The organism is Nitrosospira sp. NpAV (assembly GCF_000832065.1).
Lineage (GTDB): Bacteria > Pseudomonadota > Gammaproteobacteria > Burkholderiales > Nitrosomonadaceae > Nitrosospira.
On sequence record NZ_JXQM01000007.1, the window covers coordinates 159313 to 180097 of the forward strand.

17 protein-coding genes are annotated in these 20785 nt (G+C 52.6%); 15 read left to right on the plus strand and 2 right to left on the minus strand.

What is annotated here, in order from left to right; all coding sequences use genetic code 11:
- The first annotated feature begins 80 nt into the window (after positions 1-80).
- From SQ11_RS16355 to SQ11_RS16360, 3 genes are all read left to right on the plus strand, one after another.
- Positions 81-854: a S24 family peptidase gene (locus SQ11_RS16355; protein WP_052494018.1), complete on the plus strand. Its 774-nt coding sequence runs from the start codon at positions 81-83 to the stop codon at positions 852-854.
- 753 nt (positions 855-1607) lie between these two features.
- On the plus strand, positions 1608-1934 hold the full coding sequence (locus SQ11_RS05795) for a hypothetical protein (RefSeq protein WP_156972420.1): 327 nt from the start codon (positions 1608-1610) through the stop codon (positions 1932-1934).
- Between the two features lie 799 nt (positions 1935-2733).
- Positions 2734-3546 carry a lipase family protein gene (locus SQ11_RS16360; protein WP_052494019.1) on the plus strand — a complete coding sequence of 271 codons (813 nt, stop codon included), beginning with the start codon at positions 2734-2736 and terminating at the stop codon, positions 3544-3546.
- A 214-nt stretch (positions 3547-3760) separates the two neighbouring features.
- Here the strand turns inward: SQ11_RS16360 and SQ11_RS05805 are convergent, their stop codons facing one another.
- A complete protein-coding gene (locus SQ11_RS05805; protein ID WP_041513195.1) occupies positions 3761-4693 on the minus strand; it encodes a LysR family transcriptional regulator in 933 nt (310 codons plus the stop codon).
- Positions 4694-4899: 206 nt separating this feature from the next.
- Between SQ11_RS05805 and SQ11_RS05810 the strand changes: the two genes are divergently transcribed.
- The 11 genes from SQ11_RS05810 (at position 4900) to SQ11_RS17215 (ending at position 18273) form a co-directional block, all read left to right on the plus strand.
- The gene (locus SQ11_RS05810; RefSeq protein ID WP_198140804.1) at positions 4900-6360 is read left to right on the plus strand and encodes a ribulose-bisphosphate carboxylase large subunit; all 1461 of its coding nucleotides are present in this window, start codon (positions 4900-4902) and stop codon (positions 6358-6360) included.
- Positions 6361-6382: 22 nt separating this feature from the next.
- Entirely contained in the window at positions 6383-6817 is a 435-nt protein-coding gene (locus tag SQ11_RS05815) for a ribulose bisphosphate carboxylase small subunit (RefSeq protein ID WP_041513197.1), read from the plus strand.
- A gap of 180 nt (positions 6818-6997) precedes the next feature.
- Positions 6998-7945 carry a CbbX protein gene (gene cbbX / locus SQ11_RS05820; protein ID WP_041513198.1) on the plus strand — a complete coding sequence of 316 codons (948 nt, stop codon included), beginning with the start codon at positions 6998-7000 and terminating at the stop codon, positions 7943-7945.
- 738 nt (positions 7946-8683) lie between these two features.
- Positions 8684-10528 (plus strand): PAS domain-containing protein, encoded by a 1845-nt coding sequence (locus tag SQ11_RS05825; RefSeq protein ID WP_041513199.1) that lies wholly within the window; start codon positions 8684-8686, stop codon positions 10526-10528.
- Between the two features lie 82 nt (positions 10529-10610).
- The gene (locus SQ11_RS17510; protein WP_198140803.1) at positions 10611-11465 is read left to right on the plus strand and encodes a response regulator; all 855 of its coding nucleotides are present in this window, start codon (positions 10611-10613) and stop codon (positions 11463-11465) included.
- 442 nt (positions 11466-11907) lie between these two features.
- Complete coding sequence (locus tag SQ11_RS05835; protein WP_041513200.1) at positions 11908-13446, plus strand: PAS domain-containing hybrid sensor histidine kinase/response regulator; 1539 nt, start codon at positions 11908-11910, stop codon at positions 13444-13446.
- Between the two features lie 40 nt (positions 13447-13486).
- On the plus strand, positions 13487-13669 hold the full coding sequence (locus SQ11_RS05840; RefSeq protein ID WP_041513201.1) for a hypothetical protein: 183 nt from the start codon (positions 13487-13489) through the stop codon (positions 13667-13669).
- Positions 13670-13671: 2 nt separating this feature from the next.
- Positions 13672-14973, plus strand: coding sequence for a response regulator (locus tag SQ11_RS16365; RefSeq protein WP_052494020.1), 1302 nt, complete (start codon positions 13672-13674; stop codon positions 14971-14973).
- Complete coding sequence (locus tag SQ11_RS05845; RefSeq protein WP_052494021.1) at positions 14909-16654, plus strand: GGDEF domain-containing protein; 1746 nt, start codon at positions 14909-14911, stop codon at positions 16652-16654. Before SQ11_RS16365 ends, SQ11_RS05845 begins: the two co-directional genes overlap by 65 nt.
- Positions 16655-17209: 555 nt before the next feature.
- Positions 17210-17641, plus strand: coding sequence for a hypothetical protein (locus SQ11_RS17210; protein WP_041513202.1), 432 nt, complete (start codon positions 17210-17212; stop codon positions 17639-17641).
- Between the two features lie 98 nt (positions 17642-17739).
- Positions 17740-18273 (plus strand): hypothetical protein, encoded by a 534-nt coding sequence (locus SQ11_RS17215; protein ID WP_052494022.1) that lies wholly within the window; start codon positions 17740-17742, stop codon positions 18271-18273.
- A 123-nt stretch (positions 18274-18396) separates the two neighbouring features.
- On the opposite strand, the gene SQ11_RS05860 is transcribed toward SQ11_RS17215, so the two are convergent.
- Positions 18397-19551, minus strand: a complete 1155-nt coding sequence (locus SQ11_RS05860; RefSeq protein ID WP_041513203.1) for an NAD(P)/FAD-dependent oxidoreductase — start codon at positions 19549-19551, stop codon at positions 18397-18399.
- A 340-nt stretch (positions 19552-19891) separates the two neighbouring features.
- Here SQ11_RS05860 and SQ11_RS05865 point away from each other — a divergent pair, with 340 nt between their 5' ends.
- Entirely contained in the window at positions 19892-20770 is an 879-nt protein-coding gene (locus SQ11_RS05865) for a 2-hydroxy-3-oxopropionate reductase (protein WP_041513242.1), read from the plus strand.
- Positions 20771-20785: the final 15 nt, after the last annotated feature.

Below are 20785 nucleotides of genomic sequence, written 5' to 3' on the forward strand. Positions count from 1 at the left end.
AACTATCTGTATTTAAATTACAAAAATGCTTTCCTAACGATTTCTGTAATTTTGCAGTTGGTAACAGTTAGGTGACAGTTATGACCGCTAAACTTGAAAAGCTACTAAATTCGAATATGTTGGTGGATACGAGCAGGGGCACTATCTTAAGCAAGGAAGGGGAATACTTCCCCGCAACGATGCTTGCGGAGCTAAAGATTCCTGGATTACCAAAATCCAGGGCCGGGATTTACAAAACAGCGACGCGAGAAGCATGGCCACTAATACATAGGCCGGGGAAGGGTGCTAAAGACGGGGTTAAATTTTTCCTGGTACCCCAGAGCATTCTTGATAAGATCAATGAAATTAAGCCACTAACAACTAAAAAGCCTCAGTTGGATAAGGCTTGCGTTCATTATGGTCGGAGGGCTGATGATTACCGGCAAGCCAACCTTGAAGAGTTTGTGCAAGTGCCGCGTTATGACTTACATGCGAGTGCTGGACACGGCTCTGTGGTTCATTCTGAGCAGATTGTTGATCATTGGGCCTTCCGTTCTGAATGGATAAGAAATGCTCTTGGTGTATCGGCGAAAGACCTAGCGTTGATCAGTGTAAAAGGCGACAGCATGGAACCCACTCTCACCAGTGGCGACATGATCCTAGTCGATATACGCAATGGGCGGATTGAAGATAATGCCATCTACGTCCTGCAGCATGACGGAGACCTTCTGGTCAAGCGTATTCAGCGAAAACTAGACGGTACGGTGACCGTTATAAGCGACAATAAACAATACGATAGTGAGGTGTTGAACCGAGCAGGAGCCGCCGCGTTACGCGTTGTGGGGCGTGTTGTTTGGTCAGGACGCAGAATGTAATTAGCTCAGTCTCAAATAGAGCGCAAAACTCATCACTTTTTCTCGTTTTTTCTTAATTTGTCTCAAATAATGAAAATCTGATAGATTTCCCGTTGTGCCTTATGTCGTGCGGTTTTTCGCGTTTTTTTGTTTCTCTCTTGATGTCTCAAACTGATCACCCCCCCACAGTGGGCATGATGAGTCAATGCCTCTCCACCACATTTATACTTGTCTGAGCATAGCCCTCACCCCGCCACTTCTTCGATCTGGCGATAAACGCCCCTGATCCCCCGCTTCCAAAAATTTTAGTTTTTAGAAACAGTAGTTCGGGTTGTAAGCCCAAACCCTCGGAATTTTCCTAATTGGGGTTTGAGGCGCACTAGCGTACGTAAAATTATTTTCGTGTGTTGGCCTCAATATGCAGTGCAACGCACGCACTGTTTTGCAGATTGATCTATGCTGATAAAAAATCATGCTTCCTAAACCACTCAAGTGGGTCGTTGTAGCTTTGCCACTTTTAGCTAAATAAAGATAGCCACAAGGTGAAGTCTATGCCAAATGAAGATGATCGCTGGAAGGAACAACTACGCTTCGTAACTGCCACGACGTTCGTTTCCGGGGTGGGCATTCTGATGAACATGTGGCCGTATGTTGCAATGTTCCAACGGTCTTTAAACATACACTTTTGGACTACCTCGTTGCCTGGAGAAATGCCCCAGCCTAGATTTGGTTGGTTTATATTACTTACGTTTCCTAGCGCTTGGAATGAGTACGGTGACCTATTCATTGATTTACATGTGTTATAGAGGGCTATGGCTCGGCTTGCATCCCTTTAGGGACAAGGCGGCAATGCAAGAAGTGGAGAAATGGCTCGATGTGAAGGGCAACCGCACATATATATCTTTGATCATTGTTTGGTTCATGGGTGCCTATTCTGTGATGGTTGCAATGGCCATGGTATTGAGCAGCGGCTTGGAATTGTGGTTAAGGGATGAATTGTCTAGTGTTTCGCCATGGTTACGTCTTTCATATATACCGGGTGTCGCTGTTATTTTTTTCCTACTTTACTTGATGTTTCGGCTTTTTCCGGAATTACACTGAGACCTCTGGGCAGCACGCTTCCCAGCAGCACTTTTTTTATATGGTGGTTTGTTGCGATTGAGATGTGTTATACCGTTGACCTGTCACTCGACAAAACAAGCGTGACTCGTTCAAAACAGGAATATGTCGAAGTCCGGGTCAATCTCGGTGGGGCGGCCTCCGATGTAACAAAAGCTAGTGTGGAGTTAAAGGGGAAAGCTGGGAAACTATTAAGAAGCTCGATCTGATACCCTTAGGAAATGGGTCGTATGTGACACATATAGACCCTGTTGAGTTACATGATACATACTATAAAGTGATGATGACCTATCCTCGGGTTGAATTCTCGTACTCGTATCCCTTCTTTCAACGAATTGTAAAGCGTTCGGTATCGCTAGTACTATTAAATGACCTCAAGAATATGGGTCACGCGGAAAGGGGATCAAAAAAAGGGTAGGTCCACCAAGGAAAGTCCCAAGAAAGAAGATCACAAGAAGAGGAATCAAGTCTGTCTTGGATCAGCTTATTTAGTCCTCCCTGAAAAGCCCGCCTAACCCGCATTGATATTAGAATTCAGAGGAATACAATGGATGAAGGCTTTGCCAGAATTGGGGTTGTTAGCCCCTGATTTCTGGTGAATTCATGAAGCCGAAAAAGCAAGAGTCAAGTGCCTGGATGACCTGTTCCGCCTGCGCCTGGAACAGCTGGTGGATCAACACCATATTCTGTACCGGTTGGCGGGCCGATAGAGACGTAGCAATATAATTCACGCTTATCAATCTCGTCATCTTTCGGCCTCATTTCCCATTGATCGATGTCAATGACAACATGGCAAGACCTTCTAAACCCCGGAGGAGCAACAGACTTCTTCGCTCGCAGGGAATTTTCATCATTCGACCCGGAGGCAGGGCCCGAGTACAGTCGCACCAATGCGCTGTGGCTCGCAGAGCTTTGCCGCTTGTTTTACCGGCAAGATGTGGAGGAAGTCATGTTCGCTCCGCAGCCGAGCCGGGCTAGCTTTCTGGAAAAGGCGGGATTGAGACAGCGCGCCTTTTTTGCCTCAGTGGACATGGATACGCATGCAATGCTCGTTGAACCCATGACCCCCCCTTCCTTTGCGATCCTGGTATTCAGGGGTACCGACAGCAAAAGGGATTATGTTACCGACATGGAATGTGGATTACTTCCCTGGAATCGACACGAGGTGGGGGTTCACAAGGGTTTCAGGAAAGCGCTTGACTCGGTGTGGGATGAGATCGAGAAGGAGCTCTCCCAGCTTATCTGTCCTATCTTTTATACCGGACATAGCTTGGGCGCAGCACTTGCCACTCTGGCGGCAGCGCGATATGCGCCGCGCGCAGTTTATACATTTGGATCACCCCGGGTGGGAAACGAAGCGTTTGCTGCTTCCCTGCAAATCGTACCGATCCATCGCGTTGTTGACAACAAAGATGCAGCAGCGTTGCTTCCTCCTGAAGCAATGGGATTTCGCCACGTTGGGCTATTGCAATTGCTTAAGGAGCCACAAACCGAGGACAAAAAATCCTTCTTTCTTGAACTACTAGAAAGCCTTAAGAAGCCCCCAAAACTATTGGCAGATCATGCGCCAGTTAACTATGTCGATAGAGCGTGAAATTTATTCGTTGCGTATATAGACAAATGTCAATATGCGTAGCTAGATAGTGGCAAACATGTCTACATGGCAATATTGCCAATGCGAGACTCAGGGGTTTCATGGCTCCTTTTCTTGTTGATCTAGTTGAAAATGCGTGGGCCCCTTTGATGATGGACTCCTTGGTTGTTATCCCATTCTCTTAGATGTTGGAGTCTAGGCGAATTGGGGCGGTTCAGTGGCTGATGTTCGCGTACTGGCTGGATCCTTCAACCAAAAACCGCGGTGCTTGCTGTAAGTAACCCAAAAAGGCCTGCGCCACAATAGACAACTGTTTTCCTGATGGATAGGCGTAGTACCAATGGCGATGAATAGGGAAGCCCTCCACATCAAGAACGGCTAGTTGTCCCATGGACGCATCCAACCCCAAGGTATGGTGTGACAAGACTGATATGCCCAAGCCTCCGATGATAGTCTGCTTGATCGCCTCATTACTTCCGAGCTCCATTCGGATTTTCAACTTCAAGCCCTGTTCAGAAAAGATACGTTCAGTCGCAATGCGCGTGCCGGAACCTGGCTCACGCGACAAAAATGGCTCTTCGGCTATACGCTTAAGCGAGATTCTTTTTTTATTGGCAAGCGGATGATTGATGGGTGCAAGCACGACCAGCGGATTCTCCAAGAACGCCTGTGCCACCGCATCTACTTCCTCCGGCGGCTGACCCAAGATATAGAGATCGTCCTGATTGTCTGCCAAGCGTTCCAATAGACACTCACGGTTGGCAACTTTGAGCGAGACCTCGACGCCTGGATATTGCTGACAGAACATGCCAAGCAAGCGCGGCGCGAAATATTTTGCGGTAGTCACCACCGCAAGCCGCAGTTTGCCAGCCTTGAGTCCTTTCATGTCTGCCGCAACCATCTCGAATCGCGCGAGGTGTTCGAAAATGTCGCGGCAGGTTTGATGCAACGCTCGTCCGGCATCGGTAAGATAGATTTTTTTACCAACTTGTTCGAACAGCGTCAAACCGACTGCATCAGTTAATTTCTTGATTTGCATCGACACCGTGGGTTGAGTCAAGAATAGCTCTTCCGCGGCGCGTGTAAAACTGCCCAGACGGGCAATGGTTTCGAAAACTTCAAGTTGACGCAAGGTGCTATGGCGCATGAGTTACTCCTGTTGTCCATAGATATAAGTCTATCAAGTACATCGATATATTTGATTGTTATTTATGATGATTATATTACATGATACGTCCAACGCACCGGAAAATATTGTTATTGAACTGGTATTGCCTGCTGTTCATATTTCGTGAAAAGTGGACATGGTGTGGTTTTCTCAACAACTTGGAGATAATTATGGCTTCCGAAACAATGAAAGAAGGTAAAGAACGCTACAAGTCTGGTGTCATTCCCTATAAGAAAATGGGCTATTGGGAACCTGGTTACGTACCCAAAGACACGGATATCATCGCCCTGTTCCGCATCACTCCACAAGCCGGCGTGGATCATGAGGAAGCGGCCGCCGCAGTCGCCGGCGAGTCATCCACCGCTACCTGGACCGTTGTATGGACTGACCGCCTGACCGCTTGCGAGCTCTATCGTGCGAAGGCTTATCGCTCGGAACTCGTGCCCAATACCGGTCCCGGGACCAAGAATGAGGCGCAGTACTTCGCCTACATCGCCTATGATCTGGACTTGTTCGAGGCAGGTTCCATCGCCAACCTGACCGCCTCCATCATTGGCAACGTATTTGGCTTCAAAGCCGTGAAAGCGCTCCGCCTGGAGGATATGCGCATTCCTGTCGCTTACCTGAAAACCTTCCAGGGTCCCGCCACGGGTATTGTGGTAGAGCGCGAGCGTCTCGACAAGTTTGGCCGGCCATTGCTCGGCGCCACCACCAAACCGAAACTGGGACTCTCCGGCCGTAACTATGGACGCGTGGTATACGAAGGCCTCAAGGGTGGGCTCGACTTCATGAAAGACGACGAGAACATCAATTCGCAGCCCTTTATGCACTGGCGCGACCGTTTTCTCTACTGTATGGAGGCGGTCAACAAGGCCTCCGCTGCAACGGGTGAAGTCAAGGGCCACTATCTGAATGTCACTGCGGGCACCATGGAAGACATGTACGAACGCGCGGAATTCGCCAAGTCGCTGGGATCGGTGATCATCATGGTCGATCTGGTGATCGGCTACACCGCAATTCAGTCGATGGCCAAATGGGCGCGCAAGAATGACATGATCCTGCATCTGCATCGCGCCGGTAACTCAACCTATTCACGCCAGAAAAATCATGGCATGAATTTCCGCGTGATCTGCAAGTGGATGCGGATGGCGGGCGTGGATCATATTCATGCCGGCACGGTGGTTGGCAAACTCGAGGGCGATCCGCTCATGATCAAGGGCTTTTATGACACTCTGCGGGATACACATACACCGCGAAACGTCGAAACCGGTTTGTTCTTCGATCAAGACTGGGCCTCGCTGAATAAGGTTATGCCGGTCGCTTCGGGCGGCATTCACGCCGGCCAAATGCACCAGTTGCTGGATTATCTCGGCGAAGATGTGATACTGCAGTTCGGCGGCGGCACCATCGGTCATCCGATGGGCATACAAGCGGGGGCGGTTGCCAATCGCGTTGCGTTGGAAGCTATGATACTGGCGCGCAATGAAGGCCGTGACTATGTGAAAGAAGGTCCCCAGATTCTTGAGGCAGCTGCCAAATGGTGCACACCACTCAAACAGGCGCTGGATACATGGAAGGATATTACCTTCAATTACGAATCAACCGACACAGCCGATTTCGTACCCTCAACCACGGCCAGCGTCTAACCATACGTAGGAGATAATAATTATGATGACCAATGTAGGAAATCGCATCACGCAGGGGCAATTCTCTTTCCTGCCGCCACTGACGGATAAACAAATTTCAGCGCAAATCAAATATGCGTTGAAAAACGGTTGGGCGATAGGCATCGAGTACACGGACGATCCCCATCCGCGCAATACATATTGGGAAATGTTCGGCAATCCGATGTTTGACTTGAAAGATCCCGCCGGGATCCTGTCGGAAATCAATGACTGCCGCAAAACTTATCCGAATCATTATATCCGGGTAACCGCATTTAACTCGACGCGCGGGGTGGAAAGTCCGACTATGTCGTATATCGTCAACCGTCCGAAGAAAGAGCCGGGCTTTGGCGTGGTACGCCAGGAAGTGGACGGCCGTAGCATTCGTTACACCATTCATTCCTACGCAACCGACAAAGCGGAATCCGAACGGTATTAATGAGAGTTCCTCCCCTTCTTCTCCAGGGAAGGGATCTATCTGGGCGAAGGTGGATGGGGATGAGAATTTACATTCTCCATCTACCGGCCCACTCATGAACTTGGTGAGCAACCCCGTTTACCAAGCAAATACAGCCAACGTGCATTTGATGTCTTACGTACTTCATTGTGGGGAGCAAACATGAAAAAACCATCAAAGGAACTCGCCCCCTTCGATACTGATTCAGTAGATCTGGGCGCTGAATTTCGCGCTTCCAACATCAAGGAAGTACTGGATAAACTTGATCTTGAATTGATCGGCTTGAAGCCCGTCAAAACCCGTATCCGCGAAACTGCGGCGCTATTGCTTGTCGATCGCGTGCGTAAGAAGTTGGATCTGACCGCTGGGGCGCCCAGCCTGCACATGTGCTTTACCGGCAATCCCGGTACCGGAAAAACCACCGTAGCGTTAAGGATGTCCGAAATCTTGCACCGCTTGGGGTATGTGCGTGAGGGACATCTAGTCTCCGTCACCCGCGACGATCTGGTGGGCCAGTATATCGGCCATACCGCGCCGAAAACCAAGGAAGTATTGAAGAAAGCAATGGGCGGCGTGCTATTCATTGACGAGGCCTATTATCTTTACAAGCCCGAGAACGAACGTGATTATGGCGCGGAATCGATTGAAATCCTTTTGCAAGCAATGGAGAACAATCGTGATGATCTGGTTGTGATTCTGGCGGGCTACAAAGACCGGATGGACAAATTCTTCCACAGTAATCCCGGTATGCGTTCGCGTATTGCCCATCACATCGACTTTCCCGACTATAATGCCGATGAGTTGCTTGCAATCGCCAAGCTCATGCTGGCTGCGCAGAACTATCGCTTCAGTCCCGAGGGTGAAAAAACATTCGGTGACTATATCCGGTTACGCATGAAGCTGGAGCATTTTGCCAACGCACGTTCCATTCGCAATGCCCTTGATCGGGCGCGGCTGCGCCAAGCCAATCGCTTGTTCGAGGGAACCAAGAAATCATTGGCCAAAATTGATCTCATGACACTCGAAGCGGAAGACATTGCAGCCAGCCGGGTGTTCCTCGAAGGCAAGCTTGATGGTGAACCCAATACCGGTACGGAAATAAAAAAATAGGACTCTGTTGTAAGAAACAGAAGCAGGGCGCACTATTGTGTTTTTCCGGGTAAGTAAATCTCCCAATATCAGATTTCAAATGACGCGCCCTCTATCGTAAATTCTGGACAGTTATCGCCAATAGAAACTCATTTGCGTACCACTTAGACCTCGCAAACACAATCGATCCAATCAGGATGCGTTTGAGATGGGTAAACAGCATTTCCACTTTTATCTGTCCTGCGTGATTGTTGGTATGCCTCTGTCTTGGCGATGGCGCACGCCGCATCGCGAGCGGGCTCGTAGAGTCTGCGAGTAATTTTGTGCGCTGGACCCAAATTGCCGAATAGTTGAGTGCAATGTTAGACTGTAGGCGCTTAACGGGCCGGTATCTGGGCACACCTATACCTTAGCTCGCCGAGGAGCTGGATTAGCATCAGCCTCCGCATCCGCATCCGCATGATTGGCCTTGGCGTCAGGGGGGAATCAGCTAACTATCTAGCTCCCTGCTCGGGTATATGGGCGCAAATACCAGTGCGAACCAGCTCAATCAACTGTTGGCGAAATTCCATCGGACAGGAGGATGTATTTGGACATCGCGGACTCCTTAAAATCAAAATGTCCACGAAAAAGAGTCGACTCCAGAATGCCGGCGGGAACATGCTTTGACTAGGCAATAGTTTCTTTGGCGTATCAGCAATCTTCAGCGCTTGATGGCATACCTGATTTCTCGGACAAATTTTCTTGTGAGCTAAAGTGATGATGACGGATTTGGGCAAGCTGGTCTTGGACGAAATGCCGGATGGCATCGTAATCACAACACTCGACGGAAAGGTGGTCTATTGGAACAAGGGCGCCGAATCGGTATTCGGCTATGCTAGAGCCGAAGCTCTGGAACACTTGCTCGATACACTGATCGCCCCGCATAACCTGCAGATACAGAAGGACAATAACAATCCGGATGATTTTCTGCGTGGAGGAGCCCTCGTCCATGAGGCGTTGTGCCGGAAAAAGGATGGGGCACTCATCTATGTCAATATTTCGCGCAAGATCCTGTGCAACGAGCAGGGGCAGAATACCTACCTGCTGATCAGCAGCAAGGACATCACGTACCTGAAAGCGCTGCGCGATGCCAAGCTGGTCAGTACCAAATTCGGCACCCTGCTCGATTCGACGCCCGATGGGATTGTTATAGTGAACTCGACCGGCTCCATCGTGCTGGTCAATACCCAGGCCGAGAAGCTGTTCGGTTACCGGGCCGAGGAGCTGCGCGGCCAGCTGGTGGAAGTGTTGTTGCCGCAGCGCTATCGCGACATCCATGTCGGCCATCGCTCCAATTATTTTGCAAAGCCGCGTAACCGTACCATGGGCGCCGGACTGGAGCTATATGGCTTGCGCAAGGATGGTATGGAGTTTCCGGTTGAGATCAGCCTGAGTCCGATCGAAACCGAAGAGGGCATGCTGGTGACGAGTGCGATCCGCGATGTCACCGAACGAAGGAAGGCGGAGCAGAAATTTCGTGGCCTCTTAGAATCGGCGCCGGACGCAATCGTGATTGTCAACAGCGATGGCGAAATCGTGCTGGTCAATTCGCAAACCGAAAAGCTGTTTGGCTATCCGCGCACGCAGCTTCTCGGCGATAAAATCGAGAAACTGATTCCGTCACGTTTCAGGGGGCAACACCCGGGATACCGAGGTAATTTTTTCCATACGCCGCGGGCGCGGCCGATGGGTGCCGGGCTGGAACTGTATGGCTTGCGTCAGGATGGCACCGAGTTTCCGGTTGAAATCAGCCTGAGTCCTCTTGAAACCGAAGAGGGCATGCTGGTGTCGAGCTCGATCCGCGATGTCACCGAACGCAAGCTTATCGAGCGCAGCCTGCATGAGAAAAATCTTGAGCTGGAAAACGCGAATATTTCGAAGGACCGTTTTCTGGCCGGCATGTCGCATGAACTGCGCACTCCGCTGAACGCGATCCTAGGCTTTACCGGCACCCTGCTGATGAGGCTGCCCGGTCCGCTGACTGCCGATCAGGACACGCAGCTAAAGACGATCCAGTCCAGCGCCCGTCATCTGCTGTCGCTGATCAACGATTTGCTCGATCTGGCAAAAATCGAATCGGGCAAATTTAGCAGCACTATAGAGCCAGTAGTATGCCAGAACGTACTCAGGGATCTGGCCGAAACCCTGTGCCCGCAAGCCGAGCAAAAAGGCCTCGCCTTCGAGCTGGCGCTGCCTCTCGACGATATCGTGATCCAGACCGATCGGCGGGCGTTAAGCCAGATCGTAATTAACCTGGTCAACAATGCGATCAAGTTCACCGCCAACGGAAAAGTACAGGTACGGCTGGAAACGCCGGATGAGGGTCAATCTTCTCTGGCGATCGAGGTCATTGATAGCGGAGTCGGCATCAAACCCGAAGATCAGGACAAGCTGTTTCAGGCGTTTAGCCAGATCGACAACAGCTCAACCCGGCGCTTCGAAGGGACCGGCCTGGGCCTGTACCTAAGTCAGAAGCTGGCTAACATGATCAACGCACAGCTTTCCTTGCGTAGTGATTATGGCAAGGGAAGCGTCTTTACTCTTACACTACGCCGGGAATGATCCTGCAAGCCAGAATCGACGCATAAGGTTTCCTTCCAGTGGTGTAGGGGAGCCGATTTCCAACCAGGAAGATGGAGGTATAGTGCCAGCCCAAATACTAATCATCGAAGACAATCCCGCTAACATGGCGTTGATGGTATATCTGCTGAATGCTTTCGGCTACGGTGCACACAGTGCGACCGATGGGGAAAAAGGCTGGGAGGCGGCGCAGCAGGAAGCCTTCGATCTAATCCTGTGCGATGTGCACCTGCCTAAGCGCGATGGGTATGAGATAGTGCGCCTGCTGAAGAGCAACCCGAAGCTGCAGACGATTCCGGTGATTGCGGTAACCGCGCTGGCGATGGTCGGCGACCGTGAGAAGATGCTGGAAGCGGGTTTCGACAGCTATATCGGCAAGCCGATCGAGCCTACCACCTTTGTCAGCCAGATCGAAGAGTTTTTGCCACCGGAATTGCGTACGCGACGACTGCCAGAAGGGCACTCGGCACCCGGTACCGACTCTGCGTCAGCCGCCACAGTACCCCGAGAGCTGAAAGGCGCAACGATCCTGGTGGTGGATGACACGCCGGTGAATCGCGAGCTGATCCGCAGCACGCTGGAGCCCTTTGGTTGTTCGCTGCTGTTCGCCGAAAATGTGCAGCAAGGCCTGCAGCGCGCACAGAACGACCGATTCGACTTGATCCTGTGCGATTTGCACATGCCCAATGAGGATGGTTTCAGTTTTATCCGGCGCCTGCGCACCAATCCTCGACTGGCTGATATTCCGTTCATGTTTCTTACCGCCTCATCCGGGCGCGACAACGATCCGGATGAAGCGTTGACACTGGGTGCAGCACGTTTCCTGCGGCGTCCGATCGACCCGCAGGTGCTGGTTGATCACATCAAGGCCTGTTTGCAAGAATCGGATGAAGGAGAGGCGCCACCACGCTCTGATTGATGACGATCATGTGCTGAATCGCTGACTTTTGATGACCCGTTCCATTATGGCGGGCATCAGCTGCCGGAAGCGGTGGATGGCATCAAAGAGAGGCATACTTTGCATCTCATCCGAACTTTGTGAATGTTATAGCCGGATTTCCCGCTTTCCGCCAGAAATTACCCGCGCTGATTCCGCCGCTCTGCCGAGGTCGCTTTCTTTGCTGATTCGGCACCTTCTTTGATCGATCTCAACATTCTCGACCCCCTGTAAGATCTTACAGCTGTTTAAAGTCGTCGTTTTGTAGTCTCATAGCTCCCATCATCATCCCTTGGTAAGATGGAATCAATGGACGATAACCCTTGTATAGCGCTGGGTTTGATTCCTCCTGCTAGCAACATCGCTCAGGAAACCGCCGACGTCACCTCAACCAGCATCGACGCTCACATGCCGGGAGCATGAGATGGGGGAACTCATGTCCACCAAGCTGTTTGATGCCGCCATCCTGGGCGATACCGCCGAAGCGTTGGATTTCATTACCAGTATCCTTCAGGCATCCACTGAATACTCCATTATCGGCAAAAGTCTCGAAGGCACTATTTTACTGTGGAACGAGGGTGCGCACCGCATTTACGGCTACGAGGCCGAGGAAGTGGTAGGCAAGGCCAATTCATCGATCCTTCATGTACCCGAAGATGTCAGCGCCGGCAAGCACCGCTCAATAATGCAGGTGGCATTGCACGACGGCAAATGGGAAGGTGCAATCCAGTGCATTCGCAACAACGGCCGGCGTTTTACCGCGCGCCTGGTGATCACGCCGTGCCGCGACGCCTCCGGCAAGCCGACCGGCTTCCTGCTAATCTCGAAGGACATCTCGGATGAGATGCGTCTCAGCGAGCAGTTAAAGACAGCTCAGCCTTACCCGCACTCGCTGATCGAATCGAACGTCGAAGCATTGATAACGACTGATCCGCTCGGCATCATCAGCGACGTCAACCAGCAGATGGAAGCGCTGACCGGGCATACGCGCGATGAGCTGATCGGCACGCCATTCAAGAACTACTTCACCGATCCGGCCCGCGTTGAAGCGGGGGTCGAATTGGTGCTGCAAAAAAGCAAGGTAACGAACTACGAGTTGACTATGCGTGCCAAGGATGGCACCGAAACGGTGGTGTCTTGCAACGCCACCACGTTCTATGATCGCGAGGGCAAGCTGCAGGGCGTATTTGCCGCGGCGCGCGACGTGACTGAACGCAAGCGTTTCGAGCAGATCCTGCAGGAGAAGAATGTCGAGCTGGAAAATGCCAATTTTGCCAAGGATCGATTCCTCACCTCAATGTCGCATGAACTGCGCACGCCATTGAATGCCATCATCGGCTTCACCGGCACGCTCTTGATGAAGTTGCCCGGCCCGCTCAACGCCGACCAGGAGAGCCAGCTACAGACCGTGGAGGCCAGCGCCACGCACCTGTTATCACTGATCAACGATTTGCTCGATCTCGCCAAGATCGAATCGGGCAAGATCACGCTCAAGTTCGAGCCGGTAGTGTGCCAGCAGGTCATCAATAGTGTCGCCGCGACATTGCGTCCGTTGGCCGAGAACAAAGGCCTTGAGTTCGAAGTTAGCCACCCTCATGATGACGTCATCATTAATACCGATCGGCGCACGCTATCTCAGATCATCATCAATCTCGCCAACAATGCCATCAAGTATACAGACAAGGGCAAGGTTGGCATCGCGCTCGCGCAGCGCCGTGAAAATGGCCATGTTGTAGCTGAAATTAGCATTACCGACACTGGTGTCGGCATTCGCGACGAAGATCGGCAGAAGCTGTTCCAGGCATTTCAGCAGCTCGAATCGACCTCGGCACGGCGCTTCGAGGGTACCGGCCTTGGTTTGCATCTGAGCCAGAAACTAACCGACCTGATCGGCGGCCACATTGTCTTCAATAGCCAGTTCGGCAAGGGCAGCACCTTTACCATAGTACTGGATCACGTATAACCATGACGTGCATCATTATCAATACCATAACGGAGCAAACATGATCACAATTGTGTTTATGATTACCAATCATCCGAACAGCGATTGGTCGGCGATGACCCAATTGGACTGGAATGGCGGCAGCAATTGGATGAAGCCGGCGGCATACCCTTTCGGCATACCCTTTCAGCGGGCATACGAAGCCAAGCACAATCGCATCATCATGCACGGCATGATTGCTTGACCATGGCGACCATACTCGTTGTCGACGATCGCCCTACCAACAGGGAGTTCCTGCTGAAGCTGCTCAGCTATGGCGGTCACAAGCTCCTCGAAGCCGAAGATGGCCTACAGGCGCTGAAGCTGACACGCGAGCAGCACCCGGACCTCGTCATCACTGACATCCTCATGCCCCTCCTGGATGGCTACCAGTACACCCAGGATGTACGAGCCGATCCCAAGATCGCATCGACGCCCGTGATCTTTTACACCGCTACTTATCTCAGGGACGAGGCTGCGTTATTAGGACGAAACTGCGGCGTGACGGAGGTATTGCTCAAGCCCAGCAAGCCGCAGGTTATTCTTGATGCCGTCCGTCGAGCATTGCTCAGTGCCGGTGAGTCGCATGCCGCTGTCCAGCCCGCGAGCCCGCCGGTCAGTTCCGAACTCGAATTGCAGGCAATAAGCGCTCATTTAGCGGAAAATCTCGAAGACCTGCGTACCGTGCGCCTTGCGTTGAAATCTGAAAGCGCCAGCGGCAGGGAACAGCAGGGGGAGCGCGCACCCTTGCTCGAAGTCGCAGACAAATATTCACGCGCAGTCGGTGATTTACGGCGGATCAGCGAGCGCTTGTATGGAATGATCGAACTGCGGCTGCGAGTCGGCGCTGAGCGTGAACCGGACCGGATGGTTGAAACTTTTTTCACCTGTGCCTGCAAGCTGATCGATTCGCGATACGCCGCGGTTGTAATGCTCGACGAAAAAGGGGAGGGCTTGAAACATTTTTTTGCCAAAGGAGTTGATGTACAGACCATCAAGCGGTTGCGCGAAGCGATATCCTCGGCCGATCTGATTTCGCAGCTCGTGACCCAACGACACCCACTGCGGAGGCAAGGCATGGATGCCGCCGAATCAGCCATGCTCCTGTCGCCCGTGCATCCGGCGGTCACCAATCTGCTTGCCGTGCCGATCGATATGCCGATCCAGTTCTATGGTTGGCTTTACTTCGCGGACAAGATCGGCGCGAACAGCTTCAGCGACGCCGACGAGAAGCTCGCAGCCCTGATCGCCGCGGAAAGCGCCGTACTTTATGAAAATGCCGCACAGTACCATACCATACAGCGCCACGCTGCACAGCTTCAGATCGAAATCACCGAGCGCAAGCAGGCGGAAATCAAGATCGCACGACTGAGCCGCATTCATGGGGTGCTCAGTGGTATCAATTCCGCGATCGTACGCATCGGTGACCGGCAGGAATTGTTCGATGAAGCCTGCCCGCATCGCCGTGGAGCACGGCAAGTTTCGCATGGCGTGGCTCGGCCTGTATGATGGAAACACGAATGAGGTGAGGCCGGTCACTTGGCGGGGAGAGGGTGCGCAGCGCTATTTGGATGGCCTCAAGTTATATGTCCAGAACGGTCCAAGCGATGATGAAGATCTGTTAAGCCGCGCCATACGCGAGCAACAGTTCAAATTGACGCACGACCCGGCGGGCGATTTGCGGCCGGGGTTAGGACAACTCGCGCTCGAATGCGGCTATCGCTCGATCGCCGCATTTCCACTGATGGTTGCCGGCAAGCCAGTTGGCGTGCTCTCGCTTTACACCGGTGAAGTGGGTTTTTTCGATGACGAAGAGATCAAGCTGCTGGAAGAGCTTGCGGGCGATATTTCGTTCGCACTCGATCATATCGAGAAAGCAGAGCGACTCCACTATTTCGCCTATTACGATACGTTGACCGGCCTGGCTAACCGCACACTTTTCCATGATCGCGTTAACGCGCTGGTCCTCGCCGCAGAACTTAATGGGCGCAAGGTTGCCATCGTACTGGCAGAACTTGAGCAGCTGCGCAGTATCAACGAAACGCTTGGCCGCCAGGTCAGCGATGCCGTAATCGTCGAAGTCGCGCACCGTTTGCATGAGTCTATCGGCGAAGCCTGCCAGTTGGCCCGAATCAGCTCGGAACATTTCGCATTCGTCCTTGATGATGTCAGGAACGAAACAGAGATCGCATCCTTTGCCGAAAACCGCATCATGGGATGCCTCAAAGCGCCGCTCACGGCTGCAAAGCGCGACATCTCCGTCTCGGCGAAGGTAAGCGTCGCGCTGTTTCCTAATGACGGAGCCAGTGCCGAGCTATTGGTGCGCAATGCCGAGGCGGCGCTTCAGCTTGCCAAGGATACCCAGCAGAAGCTATTGTTCTACTCGCCGCAGATCAACACGAGGGTTGCCGAGCGGTTCATGCTTGAGACTAGCCTGCGTCATGCCATCGAGCGCGATGAGTTCGTGCTGCACTATCAGCCGAAGACCGATCTGAGAAGCGGCCGTATCGCGGGCCTGGAGGCATTGATCCGCTGGAACGATCCGGCCACCGGCATGGTACCACCGGACAAATTCATCCCGATGCTGGAGGAGACCGGCATGATTCTTGAGGTCGGCGAATGGGCACTGCGGAAATCGGCCCTGGATTTCATGCAGTGGCATACGCTTGGGTTACAGCCACCATCCGTCGCGGTTAATGTCTCCCCTGTGCAGTTGCGCCAGAAGGATTTCGTCGCAACGCTTGAAAGGGTCGCGTCGAGCTGCAATCACGGCCTTCGCGGGATCGGCATCGAGATCACGGAAAGCCAGATTATGGAGAATTTCGCGGATAGTGTCGCCAAACTCAAGGCAATCCGGATCGCCGGGATCGAAATATCGATGGACGATTTCGGCACTGGCTACTCATCTCTGAGCTACTTCTCTCGACTCCCGATCGATACGGTCAAGATCGATCGATCATTTATCATCAATATGGAGAACGATCAGCACAGCGCAAGCATCGTGTCGATGGTGATTTCGCTTGCACATGCGTTGAACTTGAAAGTTGTCGCCGAAGGGGTCGAAACCAACAAACAGGCAGGAATGCTGAAGATACAGAATTGCGACGAGGCACAGGGCTATCTTTTTGCCAAGCCACTGCCTCACACCGACATCGGAGCGCTGCTGCAAGCGCAGTTGCGGCCATCATAGATGGGTAGCACCAGCAGTCGCGTCACCCGCTGCCATCTGAATCAGTCGGTTTCGTCAGAGTTGGCATCGGGCAGGCCTGCCGGGCGCAACTCGGTCTATTGGGTACCCATTAAGCAGCTCTCGCTCATCCCCATTGTTGCAGCCGGAAATATCGGTGTTCTCTGTTTTTATTAATCGGCTCCTCATCCGCCGTCCAATATCACCAAGCGACTTCATGCATTGACAGGTCGCCACGATGGCTTCGAGAGTTTATGACAACCAATTCTCCGTTGATGCGTTATATCAGGCATGGTTGCAGGGAATAGTCAGAGTCGCGTTTCTGATTTGCTGCAAGCATGCGTATTTCTACTCATTGACAGGTGTACTTAAGTCCAATGGTCATCGCTATCAAAATCCGTAAGATAGATTATGGATAAAGTTTTTTTAAGAACCTGAAATTTTATTCGCATTCCCTGCGATGAGAATAATGGGTAGTCACAAATGATTGTTTGGTTGGGAAAAAGATTCACCTTTGATTTCAAGCGAACATTTTAAATCATAAAGAGGAGATCGGACGTGGGCAAAATCGGATTGGTGGCATTGTTGGCGGGTATTGTTCTTGGTTATGGCAATCCGGTGCTGGCGCAGGAGGACAGCGCTGGGCAGACTGGTGGCGTGAGTGTAGACGAGGACAAGAAGCGTGGTGGTGGAGTCGCCATTGATCATAGGAGCGAGAAAGCCAATGAGAACTCGAACGCCCAATGGTCTACCGGTGCAACAAAAGGTAAAGACCGTGCGGACCTGAGACATCAGCAGAACCAGGATAGGAAGCAGGGCAAGAAGAATGGCAAGAAGAATGGGGACAAGGCCCGTGGCGGCAAGGATGATGACCACGAGAATGATGACGGCGACAAGGCTCGCGGCAATGACAAGGATGGTGGTGGCAAGGGTAAAGGCCATAACAAGAATCACGGCGGCAAGGCCGGCGGGCATGGTAAGAACAAGTAAGGCAGGCCAGCGCAGCCAGGGTCACGATTCCAACCGGCCCTGGCGCTCGATAATCACGTATCAGAGATAACGAAGTCTTTTTTAGAAGGAGAATATAGATGTCGAACGAATCCCTTAATCCCTGGAAGCTCGCCACGATTGGAATACTGTTGGTGGGCGCAACGGTGGCGGCTACCATGCTCGTTGTAGGACGAGATTCCAAGACCGAGCCTGATTCTCCAACGGCGCAAATCAGTGAGGCACAAACGCCTGCAGCGGGGGGGAAGGCGGCTACCACCGTGAGTCCCGCGCCCGTAGCGCGCCAGCAGACCGCCCGCCCATCAAGTCCACCGCGGGCTGCATATCCTTCAAACTCAGTCATAGAGGAATGCAACCGGTATGCGAATGAAGAGGTAAATAGCAAAACCGAAGAAGTGCTCAAGAATGCCGCACTGGGTGCTGCTATTGGCGCGGCTGTGGGTGCGGCTGGCGGTGCCATTGCGGGCGGTGGGAAAGGTGCAGGCAAAGGCGCTGCTATTGGCGGCGTAACCGGCGCGGCGGGGGGAGGTCTCTATGGACTCAACGAGACCAAGTCTCACGATGCGCAATACCAGGCTGCCTACGCTACATGCATGCGCACGAAGGGTTACTAGGCTTAATCGCGGGTTCTAGATACCGGGATCATAGCCGGGGCTGAGAGCTGCGCAAGCGCTCGGTGCTGTGCTGGGTTGGGCGGTACGAGCGCTTGCAAGGCCCACACTATTCGCTTCCTGGCCTTATTCCATCACCGCTGGTAATTGTGCGGCAAGCAAATTCTTTTCCCTGGTTGCCATACCCAGCAGCGCATAGCCCAGCAGCTTGCCTTGCGCACTTTGGAACAATGCTTTCACGCCGTTTTCGCTTTCCTCTATCAGCCATTCGCCTTGCGCATGAGGGTCGGGAGGTGAGACCACGGTTGCGCAGGCCGGGGTTTTAACTACTACGGGCATAGCGGGGTACCGTACCAGAGTTGGAGTGCGGGCAAGCGTTGCCGCGAGACCACGCGCGGCGTGCATGATCGGCATCACGAAAGGCAGTACCCTGCCATCCACCTCGGCGCAATCACCGAGCGCATAGATGTCCGAGTACCGGGTTTGTAGCGAGCGGCTTACCGTAATGCCGCGATTCACCTTAATGCCGGCTGCTTCCGCCAGGGCAGTGCGCGGGCGTAATCCTATGGCGGAGAGCAAGACATCCGTTTGGATGACTTCCCCATTGTCGAGCGTCAAGCGCAAGCTTTCTTGAATTCGTTCCACGCGCTGTGTCGCCGCGCCCATATGGAAAACTATACCAACAGCCTCCAGCCTTTGTTGCAGAAAGGCGCCCCCAGCCTGTGGCAGGAGCCGTCCCAGAGGGCGGGCGCTGATATCTATTACACGTACCCGATAACCGGCCACGGCCAGATCGTTGGCAAATTCACAGCCGATCAGCCCTGCACCCAAAATCGTCACATCCTTTTTTCCCTTTAGCGTAATGCATAGTTGGTGGTAGTCGTCGAGATCATTTACCGACAAAATTGCGTCGACCCCGTCTCCCTCCAGCGGCAGACGGATCGGATCAGCTCCCAGGGCTAGAATGAGTTGACTGTAAGGAAGCTTTTCTCCACCTTGCAAGGTCACATTTTTACTGGCAGGGTCAAAAGCCGTTACGCGACTATGCGAACGAATGGTCATCTTCAATTGCTCGGCCATTTTTTCCGCGTTGGCATTGAGTATGGATAACGGCGTTTTACCTGTGGCCAGGGCATTTGACAGCATAGGCTTTGAATAGAATCCGCCATGATCCGCGGAAATGATCTGGATGGATGTTTCGGTGTCCAGTTTGCGAAATTCGCGAGCGACGGTATATCCCGCCAACCCGCTGCCGATGATGACTATAGGTTGCCGGCTCAACCCTTCACCATTTCAAAATGGGCGCTTATCGTGCTCTGGACGGTGGAGGCAAAGTGCTGACTGACGATCGTTCCGTCACCGATGAGGTTATACATATCGTACTGAGATTCGGTCATTCCGGGTTCCTTGCGAATAGCGAATGATAAATTATTTTCAACTAGAATTTTGATGTTTCCAAAGTTTATGCGGCATACTTTTGAGGTATGGTAGCTGTATTAGTCAGCTGGACGTTGGTAAAGTTTAGTAGCGTAACCCAGATGCATGAGAAAATCCTGAAATCGGAGACAGCGAGCCGGAAACGCCGGCCGGCAAGGTATATAGCAAATTAATGAGTATAAGTGTGATGGATATTGGCTTTATCGGTCTTGGCATCATGGGTAAGCCCATGGCCGGCCATCTTATCAATGGCGGGCACGCATTGTTTCTGCATTCGCGTAGCGGCGTGCCGCAGGAATTGCTCGAACAAGGGGGCGAAACTTGTTTCTCGCCCAGAGAAGTGGCGCAAAAGGCAGGCATCATCATTACCATGCTACCCGATACCCCGGATGTAGAACGCGTGTTATTCGGTGAGAATGGCGTAGCGGAGGGATTGACGCCAGGCAAGATCGTGGTGGATATGAGTTCCATCTCTCCCATTGAGACCCGGGTATTCGCCGCCAGGATCAACCAGCTCGGTTGCGATTATGTGGATGCTCCCGTGTCGGGTGGTGATATAGGCGCGAAGAATGCCACCCTTACCATCATGACGGGGGCCACGGAAACGGTATTTGAGAAAGTGAAGCCTGTTTTCGAGTTGCTGGGCAAAAGCGTCACCTTGATCGGTGATAACGGCGCTGGTCAGACTTGCAAGATTGCCAATCAGATCATCGTCGCGCTTACCATCGAGGCCGTGGGTGAGGCGTTGCTGCTTGCATCCAAGGCCGGCGTGGACCCGGCCAGGGTACGTCAAGCCCTCATGGGCGGATTCGCCGCATCGCGTGTCCTGGAGGTGCATGGCGAACGCATGATCAAGCGTGCATTCGATCCGGGATTCCGCATCGAACTGCATCAGAAGGATTTGAATCTCGCGCTAGCGAGTGCGCGCGCACTGGGGGTGAGTTTACCCAATACCGCCGTCACGCAGGAGTTGTTCAGCGCATGTATCGCGCACGGCGGCGCGAAGCGGGACAGTTCGGCCTTGGTGCAGGCGTTGGAAAAATTGGCGAATCATGAGATTTAATAAAGATTTAATAAA